The organism is Oerskovia sp. NPDC056781, assembly GCF_042789955.1.
GTDB lineage: Bacteria > Actinomycetota > Actinomycetes > Actinomycetales > Cellulomonadaceae > Oerskovia > Oerskovia rustica.
In genome coordinates this window covers 1-5,071 of sequence record NZ_JBHUAD010000266.1, presented here as the reverse complement: position 1 = coordinate 5,071, position 5,071 = coordinate 1, and the positions used below count along the sequence as shown (strand labels likewise).

Genomic DNA, 5,071 nt, shown 5'->3' with positions numbered 1-5,071 from the left:
CGTCCGGCCCTTCGTCATGCACTCACTCGATGGTCGGGGCCGTGACGACCTCCCACGCCCCAGCGGCTTGGGCGTGATCGAGGACCTCGGCCAGGCGCCGGATGCCGAACCCCGGCCGGTGACGGCCGGGTCGAGGTAGATCGTCTCCTCGACACCGTGCACGTACGAACGTCGCGGTGGAGGTGATCACGTAGTGGGCACAACTGCGAGCGAGCCCCGCCGCGTCGGCGGCGCTCGCCGCGCAGCTGCAGGCTTACCCGAACGTGCTCGACGTCGCCACCTCGTCCCCGGAGCGCCCGTGCACCACGCCGGTCGCGAACCCGGACCCGGCCGGGGCACCGACGCCGAGGATGACCGGCTGCGGGCCGCCGGGCGCGGCACCACAGCACGAGCCACCCGCCTCGTCCTCGGCCCCCAGCGCCAGGTCGGTCGAGCACACACCGGTGGCAGGCAGGTTCAGCTGGACCAGGTCCGCCGCGGCCCGGTCGCCCGCCAGGGCGGCGGCGATCGAGCGGACCTGCTCGTAGCCCGTGGCGAGCAGGAATGTCGGGGCCCGCCCGTAGGACTTCATCCCGGCGAGGTAGAACCCGTCGTCGGGGTGCTGGAGCAGCTTCTCCCCGTGCGGGGGCACCGTGCCGCACGAGTGGAAGTTGGGGTCGATGAGCTCGGCCAGCCGGCTCGGGGACTCCACCACCGGGTCCAGGTCCAGGCGCACCTCGCGCAGCATGTCCAGGTCCGGGCGGAACCCGGTCGCGTTCACGATCGCGTGGACCTGCAGGTCCAGCGCCTCCTCGCGCGAACGGCCCAGGACCCGCACCGTGTCCTGGCCGGGCACGAGCTGTTCGATCGAGATCCACCTCACCAGCGCCAACCGGCCAGCCTCCACCGCGGCCTGCAGGCGGGTGCCCAGGAGCCCGCGCGCGGGCAGCTCGTCGTCGGCCCCGCCGCCGAACAGGCGCCGCGCAGAACCGCCGCGGATCGCCCAGGTCACCGTGGTGCCCTGCACGGACTCCGCGAGCTCGACCAGGGACAGCAGCGTGTTCGCTGCTGAGTGCCCCATCCCGACGACGAGCGTGTGCTTGCCTGCGAACCGCTCGCGGGCCGTTCCCAGGACGTCGGGCAACGGGCCCGTGACGAAGGCCTGCGCCTGCGTCTCACCGAGAGCGGGCAGACCGCTGGTCCCCAGCGGGTTGGACGTCGTGAACGTCCCGGACGCGTCGATCACCGCGCGCGCCAGCACGTCCTCGACCTGCCCGTCCGCCCTCACGGTCCGCACGCGGTACGCGCGCCGCTCCCGGCCCAGGGATCGGGTCTTGTCCGCACCGTCGCGAGCCACTGCCAGCACCCGCGTCCTGGTCCGCAACCGCGTCGCGACCTGCTCGGTCGCGGCCAGCGGCGCCAGGTACTGGTCCACGAGCTCGCCCCCCGTGGGCAGCCTGTCCAGGTCCGGGACCCTCCATCCGGTGGGCTCGAGCAGGCGCCGAGCGGCGTCGTCGATGTCGTAGCGCCACGGCGAGAACAACCGCACGTGGCCCCACGACGTGACCGCTGCTCCCGGCCCGTCGCCCGCCTCGAGCACGACCGGTTCCAGGCCTCGCTCCAGCAGGTGGGCGGCCGCGGCCAGCCCCACCGGTCCCCCACCGATCACCACGACCGGCAGGTCAGCACGCACGACCTCACTCATCACCACTCCTCGCATCGACAACCATCAATGAACGCCGTGTCGACAACGTATCCACAAACTTCGATACGTGGCAAGATGGAGTCCATGACCACGACGACGGACCTGCCCCTCGCACGAGTCGGCACGGCCGGCGCCGGAGGTGCCCCCTGCTGCGCGCCGCTGGTCCGCCAGGCCGCCGACCCCCGGACCGCGCGCGACCTCGCGCGCACCTTCAAGGCCCTGGCCGACCCCACCCGGGTCCAGCTGCTCTCGATCGTCGCCTCCCACGAGGGCGGCGAAGCCTGCGTGTGCGACCTCACCGAACCCGTCGGCCTGTCCCAGCCGACCGTCAGCCACCACCTCAAGATCCTCGTCGACGCCGGCCTCCTCACCCGAGAGCAGCGGGGCCGCTGGGCCTACTACTCCCTGGTCCCCGGCGCCCTCACCGCGCTCGCCGACGCGTTGACCGCGACGACGACCCGGGGCGCTGCCGTCGTCACCAGCCCCTGACGCGGCACGGAACGCATCCGTCAGCCGTCGCCGCAGCGAGCCTGCGTCACATCCCGGATCCCGGGAGGTCTGGAGGCAGCACGAGCCGGTGCCGTCCGGTGGCGTGAACACCCTGCCCTGACATCGGGATGCCGGCCCGCGACCGTGGATGTCACAGCGCCCGACGGCGGTCGTGCTCAGCGACCTCGAGACCAGCCTTCCAACCCGGCACGCGGCCGCCCGGTGGGGTCAGATGACTGGTTGGCAGCCCGGATCGGGCCAACACCCAGGAGACGAGCGAGTTGGAGTTCCACATCTCACTCGTCCCGGTCGCTCGGCGGCCCCAGGTCGACGGCGCCACGTCCGACACCGTAGCCAGGACTCTTGCCACGGCGGTCGTGTCGACGGTGACGACGACAGGGGCGCTTCTGGCGAACGCTCGGTCGGGGATCACGCCGTGCGCCCAGCACCGGACCTCGTACCGGAACCAGCGAGAGCGTCCCAGCCATCGAGCACCCACCGGCCCCGTCGCCACCACGCCTCGCTCCCCTGAGGACCCGGCCCAGGCGGGAGCCATCTCGATGACGTAGGGAACATCGTCGACGCGCAGCTCCAGGGCCGCGTGGAACAGCGTCGCTGGGGGGCGACGCTCGACGACCGCACACGCCCGTTCCCACCACGCGCTGGTGTGCTTGACGACGTTCCCACCCGCTCCGACCGGCAGCCAGAGCAGCACCACGCCGTCCTGGCCGTCCAAGGCGTCTTCGGTCATGTCGGCGCTAGACGTGGACAGGCGAGCTCGCGCCGCCCCGGCCGATCGCACGACGTCCTCCCGAGGGACTCACGGCTCAGCCGTCGACGGTTGCGCCACAGCCAGGACGATGCCGCCGGGTGCGCGCAGATAGCCGACGTCGTCGCCCCAGGGCTTGGCTGAGACGTCCGCGAGAAGGGACGCTCCCAGAGCCGTCGCACGCGAGACGCTCCCCCGCGCATCACCGACCGTCACGTAGATCTCGGTCCGCTGGAGGCCCGCCGCAGCGAGCTCGGGGACCGCGGAGCCAAGGTTTGCCAGGTAGTGCTGCTCTGCGTAGAGCCCGTACCGCAGACCACGTGGCGTACGCAGCTCCGTGTAGACGCCTGGGACGTCCTCCGTCACCACCCACCGCGTGAACGCCCGCCAGAACAGGACGGCCGGGGCCAGCTCGTCGACAGCGATGATCACGAGGCCCAGTTCCACACCAACACTCTAAGGGCACGTCGCCGAGGTGGACTTCGCGGTGGTCCCGGGCCCGTACACGCGTCGGCCGACCTGTGCACGGGACAGGTCCGGCGGTGAGGGAGCCCAGGACGGCGCGCTCGCGGGTGCCCTGCTGTCCGAAGGAGGTACCGCGATGTCGGAGACCCTGCAGTGGTGCCGTCAGGCCTTGATGATCGGCGGGAAGTCGTAGGTGCCGGCGAGGATGGTGGGGCCGGGGATGTAGAGGCGCAGGACCAGGCGGAACGCTGCGTCGGGGGCCGGGAGCCAGTTCGCACGCGCGGCCGGGTCGGTGGGTTCGGCGTGCGAGATCGTCACGGTCAAGGTGCCGTCGTCGGCGCGCCGCGTGCCCGGCGTGCGGTCGCCGATGGAGTACCGGTCGATGGGGTTGTCGACCAAGAAGTACTGGGGGACGTCGTAGAGGGTGATCGACCAGAACGCCCCGACGGGCGGCTCGGTGTCGAAGAGCACCCGGTAGGTCGACGCGCCGCGCAGAGGGTCGCCGTCGACGTCGGTGAAGGCCTGGGCGTACACGGCTTCGTAGGCGTGGTTGCCCCACAGGCCCAACCTCGCGGCCACAGCGCGATCGAGGAATCGCTCGGCGGGTTCTGCGATCTTCCACTCGGGGGCGTCGATGGTCCCCAGCCCCAGCGCGGAGACGTTGTAGTCGAACATGTGCAGGCCGACGGTCCAGCCGTTGTCGACGGGCGAGGAACCGTGGTGGGAGGCGTACTCCACCACCTCCTGTCCGGCGAGATAGCCGCTGCGAAGGTCCGTGGCGAGCTCGCCGTCGAGCCCCTGGAACGGTTCGGTGACACCGATCCCGAGCGGGTCGAACCGGGGCGCGTGCTCGACGTCGGCCGACGAGGGCGGCAGGTCCTGGGACAGTCTGCGCAGGTCCTCGAAGAAGTCCGACGAATCCACTCCGGACGTCGCCTTGTCGGGCAGGCCCACAGGGATCGCAGCGGGGTCGAGGGGCCGTAGCAGGAACTGGTCCTGGACGGAGTTCGCCGCGCCGACGTCGTCCGGTCCTGCGCACGCGATCCGCCCGACGATGCTCACGATCCGGGTCGACGCCTGCACCACGACGGCGTCAGCCGGCAGGTCACCCGACCAGCCGGGCGGGACGATGACGAACCGGCCCGCCTCGTTGCCGGTGGCCCGCGTCCCGACGTACGCGATGTTGTTCGTCCAGGCGTCGACGAACTGGAGCACGTAGTAGCGCTCCCCGGTCGCCGGCACGTCCAGCACGAGCGGACCGACGGACAGGTCCAGCTGCGCCATCGAGTACAGGGTGTCGTTGTTGATCGTCACGAACGTGTCCGCAGGGCCTGCGAGGTGCCGTGCGTGCGAGAAGGTGTTGAACGCCGCCGCCGGGTTCGCGCCGACCCCCTCCTTCACGTAGCGCCGCACCTGGTCGGTGTTGAAGACCAACGGGTACCCGTACACGTACGCGTCCTTGGCCAGCCCAGCCCGGTCCGTCAGATCCGTCGCCATGCCGCACACCCTCGCTCGATCGCCGGCGTCCGGGTGGAGCGCCCACCCCATGCTCCACCGTCCACCGCCCGCCGCAACTCAGCCCGGTCCGGCACCGCGCAAGGGGCGCCCCCGTGACGGGGCAGGGCCCGTCGGGAGCCCTTGCCCCGCAGGCTGCGGCCGACGTC

The 5,071-nt window shown here is 71.7% G+C and carries 5 protein-coding genes; 1 reads left to right on the top strand and 4 read right to left on the bottom strand.

Annotated features, from left to right (window positions below; genetic code table 11):
* Nucleotides 1-253: 253 nt before the first annotated feature.
* Nucleotides 254-1,684, bottom strand: coding sequence for an FAD-dependent oxidoreductase (locus tag ACFRCR_RS16795; protein WP_377679117.1), 1,431 nt, complete (start codon nt 1,682-1,684; stop codon nt 254-256).
* 75 nt (nt 1,685-1,759) lie between these two features.
* On the opposite strand from ACFRCR_RS16795, the gene ACFRCR_RS16790 reads away from it, so the two are divergent.
* Complete coding sequence (locus ACFRCR_RS16790; RefSeq protein WP_377679116.1) at nt 1,760-2,173, top strand: ArsR/SmtB family transcription factor; 414 nt, start codon at nt 1,760-1,762, stop codon at nt 2,171-2,173.
* Between the two features lie 151 nt (nt 2,174-2,324).
* Here the strand turns inward: ACFRCR_RS16790 and ACFRCR_RS16785 are convergent, their stop codons facing one another.
* The 3 genes from ACFRCR_RS16785 to ACFRCR_RS16775 form a co-directional block, all read right to left on the bottom strand.
* On the bottom strand, nt 2,325-2,924 hold the full coding sequence (locus ACFRCR_RS16785; protein ID WP_377679114.1) for a hypothetical protein: 600 nt from the start codon (nt 2,922-2,924) through the stop codon (nt 2,325-2,327).
* 69 nt (nt 2,925-2,993) lie between these two features.
* Entirely contained in the window at nt 2,994-3,389 is a 396-nt protein-coding gene (locus ACFRCR_RS16780) for a VOC family protein (protein ID WP_377679112.1), read from the bottom strand.
* Between the two features lie 180 nt (nt 3,390-3,569).
* Nucleotides 3,570-4,904, bottom strand: a complete 1,335-nt coding sequence (locus tag ACFRCR_RS16775) for a DUF1254 domain-containing protein (protein ID WP_377679110.1) — start codon at nt 4,902-4,904, stop codon at nt 3,570-3,572.
* Between the last annotated feature and the right edge of the window lie 167 nt (nt 4,905-5,071).

Bases quoted from the DNA above. Each gene is read 5' to 3' on its own strand.
- ACFRCR_RS16790 (WP_377679116.1), top strand. From the start codon at position 1,760: ATGGAGTCCATGACCACGACGACGGACCTGCCCCTCGCACGAGTCGGC.
- ACFRCR_RS16785 (WP_377679114.1), bottom strand. From the start codon at position 2,924: ATGACCGAAGACGCCTTGGACGGCCAGGACGGCGTGGTGCTGCTCTGG.
- ACFRCR_RS16795 (WP_377679117.1), bottom strand. From the start codon at position 1,684: ATGAGTGAGGTCGTGCGTGCTGACCTGCCGGTCGTGGTGATCGGTGGG.
- ACFRCR_RS16775 (WP_377679110.1), bottom strand. From the start codon at position 4,904: ATGGCGACGGATCTGACGGACCGGGCTGGGCTGGCCAAGGACGCGTAC.